Below are 17,113 nucleotides of genomic sequence, written 5' to 3'. Positions count from 1 at the left end.
TGACCGAACCCAAAAGGGGCGCCACTGTTTAAGCTGGCGCCCCTTTTATTTGTCAGCACAAACTGCCTGCTAACTCAACGGCTTACCTATAAATCAGGCTGAAGCAGTTGTCTTTTTCTTCGCAGTTGTCTTGCGAGCAGCTGGCTTCTTGGCTTCTGCAGACTTCTTGACGTCCTGAGCGGCATCAGACAGATCGTCTGCGGCTTCAGAAACGGCGTCTGCGCCTTCGACTGCTTCTTTCTCAAGCTTTGCTACGAGATCGGCGGCAAAGTTGCCAAAACGGCTGTTCAGGTTACGCAGCTGGCTAAAAAGACCGTCGCTGTAGCCGTAGTAACGGTTGCGCAGGTTTTCAACGCTGTATTCCCGCGCGCCAGATTCCAGCTTTTCAGCGTACTCGAACGGCTTGGCAGCCAGTTTCTTTTGCTGCTCTTCAGCCGCATTGATGCCTTTTTCTACGATTTCCTGAAGCTGTTCCTGATAAGTCTTAAGTTTACCCATATCACTTCTCCTTAGTTTACTGAAGCTATCTCGGCCTTCGCCCTTACTGCTTCTAATCTAAGCCTTGGGCTTGTGATCAGTGCGAAGGTGAACGCCTTTCGTTGATTGTGTAACTAAGGTTACGGTTAAAAATTAGAATGTTCATACTAAAAACAGAAGCTTTGATCGTAAACATATACGTTATTTTACGAACCAGTTACTTGTCACAGACTCCTCAACCCGCATAATGCTGCCTGTGTCGGTAGCCCGTCTCCCCGTTTTATTCCGGTTGTGCGAATCCGGGTAAAAAAGAGACTGCGCAAAATCAGTCCTAACGCGAGAGCTCCAAAGAGATTTTTATGAAGAGCCCCCCCCACTACCGATGCTCACCCCTGCAGAAAGGCTTAACCTGTTTGCCGGCCTGCCAATTATTGTTTTGATATCAACGTTAGCGCTGCTAACCGGCTGCCAGGAAGATGACAGAGCCAACCACTCGTCGACTTTCCGGGCTTCGGAGCTGGCAAACAATCGGCTCGACAAAGCCGCAGGCGGGTTACTCGAAACACTTGGCCAGCAAAAAACCGCCAGCAATTCTGTGGCAGAAGAGCGAACGTCTGCGCCCCCAAAAGAATTGAGCTGGAGCGCGCCACAAACACGGGAGGATGGCTCTGCACTAAAACCTGGACACATTGCCGGGTTCCGCATTTACTACCGCTTACGACATGAAAATCACTTCAACGTGATTCCTGTCGATAGCCCAAGCCGCACAAGCCAGCCACTTAACGACTTGCCGCCAGGCGCTTACGAATTTGCAATTACAACAATTGATGCAGACGGACTGGAAAGCAAGCGTTCAGCCTCCGTTATGGTCAACCTGATTTAAGCAGGGCGAGCTACCAGCGGAACAAAACCCAGCTAGGCACCAACATGCCGGAGTCCGCTTCCCGTATCCAGCCACCCCCATCGGCGGGCACCAGGTAGTACTCACTGCCAACGTCGGGCACCACTTTTATCTCCATGAGCTGTCCGTTTACCCGATACTCGTAGAAAACCTCCCCATCCCCGGGCCGGATAACAATTTGTGGGCCACCACTGGATGCTGGTAATCTGAAACCACCACTGGCGCGCGAGGTGTTTCTACAACGGCGTTATCCAGAGCACCGCTCTCTTGTGCCGAAACAGCGCCAATACCCCAGGCAAGTAGAATTGCGGAACAGGCGATTCGTTTCATTTTCGTGATACCCTTTTGCTTATCAAATTAAGTACAGAGTTGCATAAGCCAACCCACGCTTCAATCAGAATTCGGATCCGTTTTGACATGACTGAACAAAAGACCCCACCTGTGGTACTTGTGGACGGTTCGTCCTATTTATTCCGTGCATATCATGCACTTCCACCACTGATCACCAGCAAGAACCAGCCCACCGGGGCCATCAAAGGCGTGATCGCGATGATCCGTCGCCTGGACCAGGATTTTCCGGGCTCAAAGGTGGTTGTGGTTTTTGATGCCAAGGGCAAAACCTTCCGTCACGACCTTTATGAAGAGTATAAGGCCAACCGCCCGCCTATGCCGGAAGATCTGGCCGTGCAGATTGAGCCCATTCACCAGATAGTGAAAGCCATGGGGCTGCCGCTACTGATCGTAAGCGGAGTGGAAGCAGACGATGTAATTGGCACGCTGGCAAATGAGGCGACCAGCAAAGGCATTGATGTAGTGGTTTCAACCGGCGACAAAGACATGGCCCAGCTGGTCAGCGACCATGTAACCCTGATCAACACCATGACAGATACCGCAATGGACCGGGATGGGGTGAAAGAGAAGTTTGGCGTAAGCCCTGAGCAGATCATTGACTACCTAGCCTTGGTTGGCGACAAAGTGGATAACATTCCTGGCGTCAACAAATGCGGCCCTAAAACCGCGGTAAAGTGGCTGCAAGCCTATGACAGCATCGACAATCTGCTTCAGCATGCAGATGAAATTAAAGGTAAAATTGGCGAATACCTGCGCGAAGCCACTGATACCCTACCCCTGAGCCGAGAGCTGGCCACCATCAAAATGGATGTGGCATTGGCGTTTGGCCTGGAAGACTTGCAGGAGCGTGAGCAGAAAGATGAGGAACTGCTGGAGCTGTTCCGGGAGTATGAATTACGGGGTTGGACAGCGGAACTGGAAGCAAAAGCATCGAACGCACCCGCGGCCAGCGAAAACCCAGCCACTGCAACTGGCAGCAATAAGGCGCCAGCCCCAACAGAAAAGCGCTACAGCGTAGTCACCCAGCAAAAGGATCTGGATGCATGGGTAGAAAGGCTTAAGAAATCCGAACTGTTCGCCTTCGATACCGAAACCACAAGCCTACGCTATATGAGCGCGGAAGTTGTAGGCGTGTCTTTTGCCATTGAGGTGGGCGAAGCCGCTTATGTGCCTTTTGGTCATGACTACATGGGCGCGCCGGAGCAGCTTGACCGCGAACAGGTGCTAGCCCAGCTCAAACCTTTGCTGGAAGACCCGAAACTTAAGAAAGTTGGCCAGAACCTGAAGTACGACAAAAACGTGCTGGCCAATCACGACATCTGCCTGGAAGGCATCGCCGAAGACACCATGGTGGAGTCTTACGTGCTGAATTCAGTGTCGTCTCGCCACGACATGGACACCCTGGCCCGGAATTATCTGGGAGAAGAAACCATCACCTTCGAGTCCATTGCCGGTAAAGGCGCTAAACAGCTTACGTTTAACCAACTCGACCTGGAAAAGGCTGGCCCTTATGCAGCGGAGGACGCGGATATAACCTTGCGCCTGCACCAGGCCATACGCCCGCAACTGGCAAATACTGGCAAGCTGCAAGCGGTTTATGAGGACATAGACTTGCCGCTGGTGCCGGTACTGTCTCGTATGGAACAGCGTGGCACCCTGATCAACGCAAGCACGCTGCGACAGCACAGCCAAGAGTTGGCAGAGCGAATGGCCGAGTTGGAAAAGGACGCCCACGAGGTGGCCGGCGAAAACTTCAACCTGGCCTCGCCCAAACAATTGCAGGCTATTTTCTACGAGAAAATGGGCCTCCCAGTGATCAAAAAAACCCCAAAAGGTGCACCGTCTACCGCGGAACCTGTGTTGCAGGAGCTGGCCCACGAGTACGAGTTGCCCAGACTGATTCTGGAACACCGAAGCCTGAGCAAACTCAAGTCCACATACACCGACACGCTGCCAGAGCTGATTCACCACCGCACAGGGCGAGTTCACACCTCGTACCATCAGGCGGTAACGGCTACTGGGCGGCTGTCTTCGTCGGAGCCCAACCTGCAGAATATCCCTATTCGCACCGAACAGGGCCGCCGCATCCGCCAGGCTTTTATTGCAGAGAAAGGCTACAAGCTTCTGGCGGCAGACTACTCGCAGATTGAACTGCGAATCATGGCCCATCTATCTGGTGACAAAGGGCTGCTGACAGCCTTCGAGAACAGCGAAGACATCCACAAAGCGACAGCGGCAGAGGTCTTCGGCGTGGCATTGGGCGATGTGAACAGTGATCAACGTCGCAGTGCCAAGGCCATCAATTTCGGTCTGATTTATGGCATGTCTGCGTTTGGGCTGGCCCGCCAACTGGATGTGGCGCGCAAAGTGGCCCAACAATACATAGACCGTTATTTCGAGCGTTATCCAGGCGTTTTGCAGTACATGGACAACATCCGCAAACAAGCCCACGAAGACGGGTTTGTTGAAACCTTATTTGGCCGCCGCCTGTACCTGCCGGAAATCAACGCTCGCAACAAACAACTGCAGCAGGCCGCCGAACGCACCGCCATCAACGCACCCATGCAGGGTACAGCCGCAGACATCATCAAGCTGGCGATGATTGATGTGGAAGACTGGCTGCTCACAGAGCACCCTGACACCGCTCGTATGACCATGCAGGTGCACGACGAACTGATTCTTGAAGTGAAGGAAGACGCCGTTGACGAGATTCGTGAAGGGCTGATCAAGCGTATGTCTGGTGCGGCGAAATTGGCAGTGCCGCTGTTGGTGGAAGCTGGCGTGGGTGACAACTGGGACCAGGCACACTAAACAAAAACGCCCGGTGAGCGAACTCAACCGGGCGTTTTTGCTGCAAGCTAGCTGAACCGTTGTTTAGAAGGCTTTGCTGACTTGGACGGAAGCGCTCCAGGCGCTTAGTTCGTATTCGCCTTTGTAATTAGACGCGCCAGCTGAGGGATCTTGCTGTGTCGGCGCATCGTGCTGATAGGAGAATTCATTTACCTTCGGATCGTCAGTAAATATCAACGTGCCCACGGCAGCGTCAACAGCCCATCCGTTGTTCGCACTCTTCCACTGCCCTCCTAACGTCAACCAATGCCGGTCGCTCGATGGAATTCGAGCCGTCAGGTAGTTATCAACTGGAGACTCATCCCAAGCATAACCTGCTTTCAGCGCCCATTCTGGGGTTACCTGCCAGATAGAACCAACATTGAACTGCCAGGTGTTTTTCCACTTCTCGGTAACATGGGTGATAGGGTCACCTACCATACTAGAGACTTCACCACCATTTTCACGGCTATATATATCTAACTCTTCAAAACGACTCCAGCGAGAATAAGTGGCCCCTGCCAGCAGCGTAACCGAATCGGTCAACCGATGCCGCGCACCTGCAGTAATGCTCTCAGGTATGGCCAAAGGTACACGAACATCCTCGGTCAGTGTTTCCGGCGCCAAGCCAATTGGCGACTGCGCGCTGGGCACGGGAAAGCTGCTGATTTCGATATCCCCTTTCAGGTCAAATTCGGTACCCGTTTGCGCAGTTAGACCAAACTGGGTTCGGTCAGACATCTCATACAAGAAACCGACACGGAAAGTTACCGCAATATCGTCACCCTCTATATCAGCGTAAGGCGCCCCGAACTGCGCCTCGTAGGCGTCAGCCAAGGGGCCAGCCTGAGCAGGACCAACCTGCTGAGCCAGTGCTCCACGAATATCCTGATACTTCGACAAACGCCCTTCCGCGCGCATTATGTTCACGCCTACGCCCATAGACAGCCCTTTGCCATTGTTGACGGCAACAGAGGGTGTGAACGAAATAACTGTTAGCTCTGTTTTATCCGCGAAGAAGCGACCTTTGAAGTCATTATCATAGTCAGCTGCCAAGCCATAAGGCGCATGAATACCGAAGCCTACATCAATTGAATCATTGACCTCATGAGTCACATAAATATTTGGCAAAATTGCAGGATCCGCGATATCTCCACCAGTACTACCCATAACAGGGCTGCCCAATGTATCTGTTGCACTGGCACGCTTAGCCTTAGCATCAATATCAAGAACGGCCGCGCCAAAAGAGATATTTGTACCCTTTAATTGGCTCATGCCTGCCGGGTTAAACAATACCGTGGTCGCATTCTCCGGATTCGCAGCAGCACCGGCGTTAGCAACGCCCATGGCACTCGCACTTTGCTCATTCAGGGAAAAACCACCAGCAAAAACGCTGGCAGGGGCAGCGACTGCAGCCAACGTGGCCAGCCGAACAGCACGGGTAAGCAGTGTGGATTTCATAACAGCGGCATCTCCAATTTGTATTTTGTGGCGGAGTATACGCATCAGTGACTATCGGCCTCAAATGCTAAAACTACTAATTCAAAAGACTAACGGTTTATAGCTTTAGTCGGCCCTCGCCTCGTTAGTCGTCCTGAATCGTCAGCTTGTCGACAGAGGACGAAAGCTTATCCGCCCCTTGGGCATCCGTACCTAGTTTTATCATTAATCTCAGGTCGTTAGCAGAATCCGCATGGGCCAGCGCATCCTCGTAGGTAATAGAGCCTTCGGCGTACAGTTCATACAAAGCCTGATCGAACGTGCGCATACCAGACTCATTGGATTTGGACATCAGCTCCTTGAGCTTATGAACCTCTCCCTTGCGAATCAAATCCGCCACCAGTGGCGTGTTGATCAAAACCTCAATAACAGCCTTGCGGCCTTTTCCATCGGGAGTCGGGATCAATTGTTGAGCCACAATTGCCCTAAGGTTAAGGGACAAGTCCATCCAGATTTGGTTGTGCTGCTCCGGCGGGAAAAACTGGATAATTCGATCCAGCGCCTGGTTAGCGTTGTTAGCGTGCAGTGTTGCTAGGCAAAGGTGGCCTGTTTCGGCAAACTGAACCGAATACTCCATGGTTTGGCGAGTACGCACCTCGCCAATAAGAATAACGTCCGGCGCTTGGCGCAGCGTATTTTTCAGCGCCACCTCAAAGCTTGAGGTGTCAATTCCCACTTCTCGTTGCGTCACAATGCAGCCTTGGTGCTGGTGCACAAACTCAATGGGGTCTTCGATGGAAATAATGTGGCCCCTGCTGTTGCGGTTCCGATGCCCAAGCATGGCGGCCAGAGACGTCGATTTACCGGTGCCGGTCGCCCCCACAAACATAATCAGACCACGCTTGGTCATGGCCAGCTCTTTCACAATTTCTGGCAGCGCAAGATCATCAATCTGGGGAATCTTCACTTCAATCCGCCGCAACACCATGCCGCACAGGTTGCGCTGGAAGAACGCACTCACCCTGAAACGGCCAATACCTCGGGCGCTTATAGCGAAGTTGCACTCATGGGACTCGTCAAACTCGGCTCTTTGCTTATCGTTCATCGAGCCATACACAAACTCCCTCGTCTGCTCCGGTGTTAACGCATTTTTAGTGACCGGCAGAACCTTCCCATTCACTTTCATGCTAGGCGGCACACCGGCCGTAATAAAGAGATCTGAACCTCCTTTTTCTACCATCAAACGAAGCAGCTTTTCGAATTCCATTTTTAGTTACCTGTACTTTTTATATAAGACTGCCCGGTGAAAGCTGGGGGTTAAATCAGAAATTATCTGGCATTTTCGCCTTAAGCCGCGCAGCGTCCCGAGAAATAAGGCCTTTTTGCAACAAGCGCTCAAGGCACTGGTCTAGGGTCTGCATTCCCAACGAACCACCCGTTTGAATGGATGAGTACATCTGGGCGATTTTATCCTCACGAATGAGGTTACGGATGGCAGCCGTGCCAATCATAATCTCATGGGCCGCTATTCGACCGCCGCCCATTTTTTTCATGAGGGTCTGGGATACAACAGCCTGCAGCGACTCGGAAAGCATCGAGCGCACCATGGATTTTTCTTCCGCCGGGAACACGTCTACAACCCGGTCAATGGTTTTTGCAGCAGAGGTGGTGTGTAGGGTGCCAAACACCAGGTGGCCTGTTTCTGCCGCCGTAAGGGCCAGGCGAATGGTTTCAAGATCTCGCAGCTCACCTACCAAAATAATGTCAGGATCTTCCCGCAGAGCGGAGCGCAGGGCCTCATTAAAACCTAGAGTATCCCGGTGCACTTCACGTTGGTTAACCAGGCATTTTTTAGAGTCGTGCACAAATTCGATCGGGTCTTCTACGGTAAGAATGTGCTCGTAGCGAGTGTCGTTGATGTAATCAACCATCGCTGCCAAGGTGGTGGATTTACCGGAACCCGTTGGCCCGGTTACCAGCACAAGCCCACGGGGCACAGAAGACACATCCTTGAACACTTGGCCCATGCCAAGGTCTTCCATCGTAAGTACTTTCGAGGGAATGGTCCGAAAAACAGCACCAGCACCCCGGTTCTGATTAAAAGCGTTCACACGGAAGCGGGCGACACCAGGCACTTCAAAGGAAAAATCGGTTTCAAGAAATTCCTCGTAGTCCTTGCGCTGCTTGTCGTTCATGATGTCGTAGATCAGCCCGTGAACTTCTTTATGCTCCAGAGGCGGAAGTTGATACGGCGAACATCGCCATCAACACGGATCATCGGGGGCAGGCCGGCAGAAAGGTGCAAATCAGACGCACCCTGTTTCGCCGAGAAGGCAAGCAGTTCAGTAATATCCATAGAAGTCCTCGGAAGACTTTTTCTTTTAACCAGGCTGCGTCTGTGCGGCATAAGCCTACTCTGATCACTTGGCATTTCAGTGACCTGCGAGTAACGTGTCGCCATAGAACTGGCAGACCAAACGCGACTATTTCATACTATGGGCAGCATAGCAGACAACCTCGGGAGCGTAACCCGACTCATACAAAAAGCAACATTGCAGGCGGGCCGTGAACCCGGTTCTGTGAGCCTGTTGGCGGTTAGCAAAACCCGCACGGCACAAGAACTTCGGGAGGCTGTGGCTGCAGGCCAGCGGGCATTTGGGGAGAATTACCTTCAAGAGGCCTTGGACAAGATGGCCGAGCTACACGATTTGAAGGATATCGACTGGCACTTTATTGGCCCCATACAGTCCAATAAAACCCGGCAAATCGCCTCGGCTTTTTCTTGGGTGCACAGCGTGGACCGTTTGAAAGTGGCCCGCCGCCTCAACGAACAACGGGAGACAGGCCTAGCCCCCTTGAATATTTGCCTGCAAGTTAATATTAACAATGAACCGAGCAAATCCGGGTGCCAGCCAGAGGAATTACCAGAACTGGTTTCACAGATAAGCCTGCTACCCGGGCTTTCACTCAGGGGGCTGATGGCAATCCCGGATCCGGATCAAACAGAACCTGCCTTGAGCGCAAGCTTTCGCAAGCTTGCCAACACCCTGAAAGAGCTAAGGCAGGAACACCCGAAAGCCGGACCACTAGACACTTTGTCTATGGGCATGTCTGGCGACCTTGAGCTGGCGATTGCGGCAGGTGCCACTTGGGTTCGCATTGGTACGGCAATCTTTGGAGGTAGAGCACCGAAGAGCTGAACTGGCTGGTTCCTGCTATTATCGGGGCCAATGTCTAACCGAATAACCGCTGGAGCAAACCTTGAGCAAATCACCTACCGTTTCGTTTATCGGGGCCGGCAACATGGCCAGCGCCATTATTGGCGGCATGCTGGACAGCGGCTTTAAAGCCAGCAGTATCTGGGCCAGCGCCCCGAACGACGACCACCTGCAATCTATTCGCAAACGCTTTGGGATTAGCGTAACAACAGACAACCGTTACTGCGCCCAGCAAGCTGACATGGTTGTTCTCGCGGTGAAGCCACAGGCCATGGCGGATGTGTGCCGCGACATTGCCCCCATCGCCCAGAACACCCGCCCGCTGATGGTGTCTATCGCGGCTGGCCTTGGCACGGATACACTTGATGAATGGCTTGGCGGTGGCTTACCTATTGTGCGAGTAATGCCGAACACCCCTTCTCTGGTGGGCAAGGGTGCAGCGGGGCTTTTTGCCAGCGAAGGTGTTTCTGGCCCCCAGAAGGAGATGGTGCAATCGATTTTTGAAGGCATCGGCCTCGCAGTGTGGGTTGAAGATGAAGCTTTGCTGCACGGCGTAACGGCGCTTTCGGGCAGCGGCCCTGCGTATTTCTTCCTGATGTTAGAATCGCTTGAGGCCGCGGCAACCGAAGCCGGCGTAAATCCGAAAACGGCCCGGCAACTTGCCGTTCAGACCATGGCAGGGGCGGCAGAAATGGCGGCAAAAAGTGAGCATGACCCGGCACAACTGAAGAAGAACGTAATGTCACCGGGTGGCACAACAGAGCAAGCGGTGAATACGTTTGAAGAAGGTGGCATGCGTGACCTAGTGAAGAAGGCGTATAACGCTGCTTACAACCGCTCAGAAGAAATGGCCAAAGAACTGGCAGGCAAAGAGTAAAACAGTCACTGACAACGGAGAAACAGCTACATGCTGGCAGACATCCTGATTACAATCCTGCTGATCGCATCCACTTTTTACATGACGATAATATTACTGCGCTTTTTGCTGCAGTTGGCCCGGGCCGACTTTTATAACCCGATCTCCCAGTTTGCGGTTAAGGCCACGAACCCCCTGCTAAAGCCCTTGCGCCGTGTTATTCCGGGCTGGGGCAGCATTGATGGCGCAGCTCTGGTGCTTGCCGTTCTCATTCAGGCCATCACTTTCTTTCTGATTCTTGTAGCCTTGAATGGCGGCATTCCTGCATTCAACCCACTCACACTGTTGGTGTGGGCAGTGCTGAACGTTCTGGACCTGATCGTTAAAATCTACTTCTGGTCTGTTATCGCCGTGGTTGTGGTTAGCTGGATTGCTCCCGGCAGCGGGCATCCTGCTATTCAACTGGTCGCGCAGATCACAGAGCCCGTCATGCGCCCGGTGCGCAACATGATGCCGTCCATGGGCGGACTGGATCTGTCACCAATTATTGTTTTCATCATTCTGAACGTCCTTTCGGTTGTTATAGAGCACATGAAGGTGGCAGCGGGCCTTGGAGCAATCGGCCTAGGATTGTAAACCACGTCTCAAATAAACAATTTGTTACAGATTTCCACAAATCGCCTGACTTGAAAGCCGCAAACTCATCTATATGATTTTGCGGCTTTTTTTATGTAAAGTCTGTCGACAATTGCCACACACCCAGAAACACCCGGCCGCAAATCTTATTGTAACAAGCTAGTATTACCGACAATTAATTTGTCCTCCCCACCATGCAGGTTCCAGAGATTTTGCTCGGGGAATGCCGAAAGCTGTGTAGAAGGAAAATCCGATGAGTCTTCAGGGAAATCTGACCCAGCAGGTAGAGGCCTACCACAACTGGAAAAAAGAGCTGATCCGCCAGATCGGCCGCTACCGGCTGTGGCTTCAGGACAACAACCTATTCTCGGACGACATTAGCGCGCGTATCCGCCACGGGTTGGAGCTCCTTGTTGAAGACGAGCTCACCATTGCATTTGTTGGCGAGTATTCCCGTGGCAAAACAGAGCTGATTAACGCTCTGTTCTTCTCTGAGTTTGGTCAACGCATGCTGCCCTCACAAGCGGGCCGCACAACCATGTGTCCAACCGAGCTGTTTTTTGACCGCAACGCCAACGAAAATTACCTGCTGCTACTCCCCATTGAGACCCGCATTGGTGACCTGTCACTACAACAGTTGCGCAAACAGCCGGAACGTTGGGTAAAACACGATCTGGACGAGCGCGACCCTGAAATAATGCGCGAAGTTTTGGGTGAAGTCGCACGGGTAAAAGCCGTTTCCACCGCAGAGGCGCGCGCCTTGGGTTTTGACGAAGGCATGCTTGAGCATGACCGCAACAATCCCGGCAAGGTTTTAGTCCCTGCCTGGCGCAATGCCCAAATCAGTATCCGCCACCCGCTATTTGAACGTGGCCTGCGCATTCTCGACACACCGGGCTAAACGCCCTTGGCTCCGAGCCAGAGCTCACCATCAGCATGCTGCCGCGAGCCCACGCGATTATCTTTGTGCTAAGCGCCGATACGGGCGTTACCGCCAGCGATATGACTATCTGGAAAGAGCACATCGATACCGAGCACGCCGACCACCGTGCCGGGCGATTTGCGGTACTGAACAAAGTTGACGTGCTGTGGGATGACCTACAGGGCGACAAGCATACAAACGAAGCCATTGAACGGGTGCGCGGATACACAGCCGACCATCTGGCATCCGCCAACAGGATGTCATTCCGCTGTCTGCCAAACAGGGATTGATCGCACGGGTTCGAAAAAACAAGGACCTGTTCGACCGTTCCAACATTGGCAACCTGGAACAGCTGATTATCCAGCGCATTCTGATGCACAAAGAACAGTTGATTACCCAGAGCCTGATCAACGACCTGCTAGGTATGCTACAAAACAGCCAAGCGGCTATGCAGACCCGCCTCAGCTCTCTTGAAGAAGAGTTTCAGGCATGCTCTGGCGTTACCATGGACAAAGCAGCTCTGAGCCGGCTGGCCGACCGCGCCCAAAAAGACTATGACTTTTACTACAAAAAACTGATCACACTGCGCTCAAGCCGCCGGCTTATGGGCTCTCAGGGTGACATGCTAAAAAACCTGGTAAACGAGGACCGCTTTGAGGCCCATGCGGCCAAGATCAAAAAAAGCATGTCGAAAAGCTGGACCACCGCAGGTATGAACAGCTCCATGGACCAGTTTTTTGAGCTTCTTGAAAGTGATTTCAGCAATTTGCTCAGCGAAGGCCGCCTTGCGGAGAAAATGGTTGGCGCTATTTATCGCCGCTATAACGAAGATACCCGCGCCCGGCATCTGGAGCCTATTCCATTGCGTGCAGGCCGACATGTGATTGCGGTGAGGGAGCTGCGCAAAAAAGCCCGGCGTTTCCGCACAAGCCCTAAGAACCTGTTGACCGAACAGTCTATTCTGGTGCAGCGCTTTTCCAATGTGGTGGTGGGTGAGGCCAGAACCTTGCACACCCGCGTACGTATGGATGTGGAGCGTTGGCCCTCAGAAGCACTGTTGCCAATCATGCAGTACTCCATGGAACAAAAACAGCTGCTGGAGCACCAGATACGACGCCTTCGGGATATGGTGAGAAGCGATCGTGACAGCCGCTCCGAACGCGAACGGTTGAGCAACACAATCAGCGATTTGCGTCGCCAGCTGGAGTTGGCAGACACCATGCAGCGGCAAATCCGCAAGCCCGCGCCAACCATGATCCAACAAAAAGTGGTCAATATCTCCGGCGCAATTTAGCTCCTAGCCTGGCCATAACGTTGCCTGTCGGTTGCAGCCATGACGGCCCGCCTTTAGACTGCTGAGCTGGTGTAGGTTTTTGTCCTATCCAGCAAAGCAGTTACTAACAGACCGAACCAGGAACCTGTCGCGCCGATGCCCGATTCCCTGCCCGTGGATTCTGTCGGGGTAGTGACCCCGCAGACGTACCATTTTGAAACGCCTATCGAACTCGCATGCGGCCACGCACTCGAACGCTATGATCTGGTGGTGGAAACCTATGGCAAGCTAAATGCTGACCGCAGCAACGCCGTACTCATATGCCATGCCCTGAGCGGCCATCATCATGCCGCCGGCTATCACTCCATGGAAGATCGCAAACCTGGCTGGTGGGACACTTGCATAGGGCCTGGAAAGCCCGTGGATACCAACCGTTTTTTCGTGGTCAGCCTTAACAACCTGGGTGGCTGTCATGGCAGCACGGGCCCCAGCTCAAACAACCCTGCGACAGGCAAGCCCTACGGCCCCGACTTTCCGGTTATCACAGTAAGTGATTGGGTAAAAAGCCAAGCACTGTTGGCCGACCGCCTGGGCATCGAATGCTGGGCCGCTGTGGTAGGTGGTTCTCTTGGCGGCATGCAAGCATTGCAATGGAGTTTGGACTACCCAGACCGCTTGAATCACTCTGTAGCCGTTGCCTCCAGCCCCCGCCTAACAGCCCAGAACATTGCATTTAATGAGGTAGCGCGACAGGCGATCACCTCAGACCAGGAATTCCACCAAGGCCGATACCACGATTTCAATACTCTGCCCCGCAGGGGCCTGATGCTAGCGCGGATGGTAGGGCACATCACCTATCTGTCCGATGCTTCCATGGGCGAGAAGTTTGGCCGTGAGCTGAGAGACCAGGCCTACAAATTTGGTTACGACGCTGAGTTTCAGGTGGAGAGCTACCTCCGGTATCAAGGTGAGCGCTTCTCGGAGAGTTTTGATGCAAATACCTACTTATTGATGACCCGGGCGCTGGACTACTTTGACCCGTCTTATGAATTTGGCGGCGACTTGTCCAAAGCGCTAGCCAAAGCACGCTGTGAGTTTTTGGTGCTGTCGTTCAGCACCGACTGGCGTTTTACACCTGCCCGCTCTGAAGAAATGGTGAATGCGATGATCGCCGCACGCCGCAAGGTGAGCTACGCAGAGATTGATGCGCCCTGGGGCCACGACGCATTTTTGATTCCAACCCCCCGCTATACGGCCATCTTCACCGCGTATATGGACCGGGTTGCACGGGAGGTGGGCGCATGAGGGCCGATCTTGAAATTATTCAGCAGTGGGTAAAGCCGGGCCATCACGTGCTGGATCTTGGCTGCGGCGACGGCACCCTTCTCGATTTCCTGAAACGGGAACGTAACGCCAGTGGTTTTGGTCTGGAGATTAACCCGGATCACATAACGACGTGTATGAACCGTGGCGTCTCGGTGATTGAGCAGAACCTGGATACCCAGGGCCTGGATAACTTTGAAGACAACAGTTTTGACATTGTACTGATGACCCAGGCACTGCAGGCCGTTCGTCGGCCAGATAAAGTACTCGATGAAATGCTGCGCCTTGGCGGTGAAGGCATAGTCACCTTCCCAAACTTTGCCCACTGGCGCCTGCGCTGGGGTCTGGCTCTCATTGGCCGTATGCCCGAATCCGACGCTCTGCCGTATAAGTGGTATAACACGCCCAACATACGGCTGTGCACGTTCAAGGATTTTGAAGCCCTATGCCGCCAGAAAGGTATTCGAATCAAAAGCCGTCGTGTGGTGGACGGCCAGCATCAGAACAGTTGGCTGGCACGCTTTTGGCCAAACCTGTTGGGAGAAATCGCCATCTACCGCATTACCCGAGAGAACAGCAATGATGAATAAAACCCTGCACAACACTCTTACCATGGCAGCCGTAGCCTTGTTCGCCACCCTGCTCAGCCTTCCTGCCCATGCCGGTTCTGAAAGCTTCGGAGACTACCAGGTGCATTGGAGCGTACTTCCCAGCACCTTTTTGACTGCCGAAACCGCAAAAGCCAACAATCTGCAGCGCAGCAGGGGCATTGGCATAGTTAACATTTCCATCATGCAGGAAAACGAAAGCGGCGTTCTTAAACCTGTATCAGGCCAGGTGGAAGGCAAGGTTTCAAACGACATCCAGCAGGTAAAGTTCCTCGCCTTCCGCAGAATACAAGACGGAGACTCCGTCTACTTTATTGCCCAGTACCAGTACTCATCCGGCGAACTGTTGACATTTAACGTGACCGCTCGCCCTACCGGCCATAGCCGGGAACTGCCGGTACGATTCGCCCACACTCTTTTCAGCGACTGAGCGAGCTATGCCCAAGCAACTTGTTATTGCCAGTAACAACAAAGGCAAGATCAGCGAATTTACCCAGCTACTTGCGCCACTAAACCTTGCGCCAGTGCCCCAGGGCGAACTGGGCGTTGGCGAAGCCGAAGAGCCGGCGGTTACCTTTGTGGAAAATGCCATCCTCAAAGCGCGCCACGCAGCCCGGGAAACTGGCTTGCCCGCACTGGCTGATGACAGCGGCCTGGCCGTGGACGCACTGGGCGGCGCTCCCGGTGTTCGCTCGGCACGGTACGCAGGGGCTGGCGCTTCCGATCAAGATAATCTCAACGCCCTTCTGAAGACCATGGCGAATGTGCCCGACGGCCAACGTGGCGCACAGTTTCACTGTGTACTGGTTTACCTGCGCCACGCTGATGACCCCACACCAATTATTTGTCACGGCCGTTGGCCGGGAACAATTCTCAGGGCACCACAGGGCGATGGCGGGTTCGGCTACGACCCGATCTTTCTTTGCCCGGAAAAAAACTGCAGCGCATCTGAGCTCACCCGGGACGAGAAAAACCGGATCAGCCACCGGGGCCGGGCTTTGGTATTGCTGATGGAACAACTTAAGGCGGAGGCCTGAGCCCCGTGGCCACACTCGCACCAGTGCCAGTCACCCCACCCCTGAGCCTGTATATTCACGTGCCCTGGTGCGTGCGCAAGTGCCCGTACTGTGATTTTAACTCCCATGTTTTCCAGAACGATCTTCCTGAATCCGCCTACCTGAACGCTCTGCTTGAAGATCTGGACCAAGATCTTGCTTTGGCACCTGGCCGCACTGTCGAAACTGTATTTATCGGCGGTGGCACGCCATCACTCATGAGCGGTGATTTTTACCGGAAGCTTTTCAAAGGGCTACGGGAGCGCCTGACCTTTGCAGAGGATGCAGAAATCACCCTGGAGGCCAACCCAGGCACGCTGGAAGAAGGTCGCTTTGAAGCCTTCCGTGAAGCCGGTATCAACCGCCTGTCTATTGGTGTGCAAAGCTTCAACTCGGCTCATCTGAAAGCCCTTGGCCGCATTCACGACAGCACGGCTGCGCACAGGGCGATTGACGCTGCGAAAAAAGCAGGCTTCGATAACTTCAACCTGGACCTGATGCACGGCCTGCCGGGCCAGACGCCAAGCGAGGCGCTTGAAGACCTCAAAACGGCCATGAGCCATGAACCGCCGCACCTTTCGTGGTACCAGCTAACACTGGAGCCCAACACAGAGTTCTACAGCCGACCACCGGATCTACCAGACGACGACCAGCTCTGGGAGATCGCTCAGAGCGGCGGGAAATACCTGCGCCAGCAGGGTTTCAGCGACTACGAGATATCGGCCTGGAGCCAAGAAGGCAAAGCCTCTCGGCATAACCTTAATTACTGGACGTTCGGGGACTACCTGGCCCTAGGTGCGGGTGGTCACGGTAAAATCAGCCTTCCCGATGGGACCATCAAGCGTTACTGGAAAACACGGCAGCCAGATGCCTACCTCAACCGGATAGGTAGCCGTACTGCTGGAAGCAACACAATTGAAGTGGACGAGCTCCCCCTGGAGTTCCTGATGAACGCCCTGCGCCTACGTGAAGGGGTGAATGAAAGCCTTTTTTACGAACGTACGGGTTTACCCCTCACAGATGTTGCGGTACAACTTCAGAAGCTTCGTGAAGATAAATTACTGGTTAAGGATCGGCTTCAGGCCACCGGCCTGGGGCAAAGGTATCTGAACACTCTGCTGGAGCGTCTGTAATGGACACAGAAAAAGGATTACCGGCTTTACCCAAAAGCCTGAAAGCCTTCCTGATAGCAACGGGGATTTTGCTGGTAGCTTTAGTGTTAAT

Annotated in this window: 13 protein-coding genes and 3 pseudogenes; 11 read left to right on the top strand and 5 right to left on the bottom strand. The window is 53.5% G+C overall.

Going from position 1 to position 17,113, the window contains the following annotated elements; translation table 11 throughout:
- Positions 1-93: 93 nt before the first annotated feature.
- A complete protein-coding gene (locus tag BCA33_RS06810; protein WP_071264467.1) occupies positions 94-498 on the bottom strand; it encodes a hypothetical protein in 405 nt (134 codons plus the stop codon).
- A gap of 361 nt (positions 499-859) precedes the next feature.
- On the opposite strand from BCA33_RS06810, the gene BCA33_RS06805 reads away from it, so the two are divergent.
- Positions 860-1,360: a fibronectin type III domain-containing protein gene (locus BCA33_RS06805; protein WP_071264465.1), complete on the top strand. Its 501-nt coding sequence runs from the start codon at positions 860-862 to the stop codon at positions 1,358-1,360.
- Positions 1,361-1,370: 10 nt separating this feature from the next.
- Here the strand turns inward: BCA33_RS06805 and BCA33_RS06800 are convergent.
- Positions 1,371-1,708: pseudogene (locus BCA33_RS06800) on the bottom strand (DUF2782 domain-containing protein).
- 87 nt (positions 1,709-1,795) lie between these two features.
- Here BCA33_RS06800 and polA point away from each other — a divergent pair.
- Positions 1,796-4,540 carry a DNA polymerase I gene (polA, locus tag BCA33_RS06795; RefSeq protein ID WP_071264463.1) on the top strand — a complete coding sequence of 915 codons (2,745 nt, stop codon included), beginning with the start codon at positions 1,796-1,798 and terminating at the stop codon, positions 4,538-4,540.
- Between the two features lie 63 nt (positions 4,541-4,603).
- Here polA and BCA33_RS06790 read toward each other — a convergent pair whose 3' ends face one another.
- The 3 genes and pseudogenes from BCA33_RS06790 to BCA33_RS06780 form a co-directional block, all read right to left on the bottom strand.
- The gene (locus BCA33_RS06790; protein WP_083394663.1) at positions 4,604-6,019 is read right to left on the bottom strand and encodes an OmpP1/FadL family transporter; all 1,416 of its coding nucleotides are present in this window, start codon (positions 6,017-6,019) and stop codon (positions 4,604-4,606) included.
- A gap of 124 nt (positions 6,020-6,143) precedes the next feature.
- The gene (locus BCA33_RS06785; RefSeq protein WP_071264461.1) at positions 6,144-7,265 is read right to left on the bottom strand and encodes a PilT/PilU family type 4a pilus ATPase; all 1,122 of its coding nucleotides are present in this window, start codon (positions 7,263-7,265) and stop codon (positions 6,144-6,146) included.
- A 55-nt stretch (positions 7,266-7,320) separates the two neighbouring features.
- A pseudogene (locus BCA33_RS06780) lies at positions 7,321-8,354 on the bottom strand (type IV pilus twitching motility protein PilT).
- A gap of 139 nt (positions 8,355-8,493) precedes the next feature.
- Here BCA33_RS06780 and BCA33_RS06775 point away from each other — a divergent pair.
- From BCA33_RS06775 to hemW, 9 genes and pseudogenes are all read left to right on the top strand, one after another.
- Positions 8,494-9,198, top strand: coding sequence for a YggS family pyridoxal phosphate-dependent enzyme (locus BCA33_RS06775; protein WP_071264459.1), 705 nt, complete (start codon positions 8,494-8,496; stop codon positions 9,196-9,198).
- 61 nt (positions 9,199-9,259) lie between these two features.
- Positions 9,260-10,093 carry a pyrroline-5-carboxylate reductase gene (proC, locus tag BCA33_RS06770; RefSeq protein ID WP_071264457.1) on the top strand — a complete coding sequence of 278 codons (834 nt, stop codon included), beginning with the start codon at positions 9,260-9,262 and terminating at the stop codon, positions 10,091-10,093.
- Positions 10,094-10,123: 30 nt separating this feature from the next.
- Entirely contained in the window at positions 10,124-10,708 is a 585-nt protein-coding gene (locus BCA33_RS06765; RefSeq protein ID WP_071264455.1) for a YggT family protein, read from the top strand.
- Positions 10,709-10,961: 253 nt separating this feature from the next.
- A pseudogene (locus tag BCA33_RS06760) lies at positions 10,962-12,924 on the top strand (dynamin family protein).
- Positions 12,925-13,059: 135 nt separating this feature from the next.
- Positions 13,060-14,208 (top strand): homoserine O-acetyltransferase, encoded by a 1,149-nt coding sequence (locus tag BCA33_RS06755; RefSeq protein ID WP_071264453.1) that lies wholly within the window; start codon positions 13,060-13,062, stop codon positions 14,206-14,208.
- Complete coding sequence (gene metW / locus BCA33_RS06750; RefSeq protein WP_071264451.1) at positions 14,205-14,816, top strand: methionine biosynthesis protein MetW; 612 nt, start codon at positions 14,205-14,207, stop codon at positions 14,814-14,816. Before BCA33_RS06755 ends, metW begins: the two co-directional genes overlap by 4 nt.
- Complete coding sequence (locus BCA33_RS06745; protein ID WP_254774239.1) at positions 14,809-15,264, top strand: DUF4426 domain-containing protein; 456 nt, start codon at positions 14,809-14,811, stop codon at positions 15,262-15,264. Before metW ends, BCA33_RS06745 begins: the two co-directional genes overlap by 8 nt.
- A gap of 7 nt (positions 15,265-15,271) precedes the next feature.
- Positions 15,272-15,871: an RdgB/HAM1 family non-canonical purine NTP pyrophosphatase gene (gene rdgB / locus BCA33_RS06740; RefSeq protein WP_071264447.1), complete on the top strand. Its 600-nt coding sequence runs from the start codon at positions 15,272-15,274 to the stop codon at positions 15,869-15,871.
- Positions 15,872-15,876: 5 nt separating this feature from the next.
- The gene (hemW, locus tag BCA33_RS06735; RefSeq protein ID WP_071264445.1) at positions 15,877-17,022 is read left to right on the top strand and encodes a radical SAM family heme chaperone HemW; all 1,146 of its coding nucleotides are present in this window, start codon (positions 15,877-15,879) and stop codon (positions 17,020-17,022) included.
- Positions 17,023-17,113 lie beyond the last annotated feature (91 nt).

The sequence above is a fragment of the Marinobacter sp. AC-23 genome (assembly GCF_001858325.1).
Classification (GTDB): domain Bacteria; phylum Pseudomonadota; class Gammaproteobacteria; order Pseudomonadales; family Oleiphilaceae; genus Marinobacter.
The sequence above is the reverse complement of the archived record's forward strand: the minus strand, read 5'-3'. Positions and strand labels throughout refer to the sequence as shown.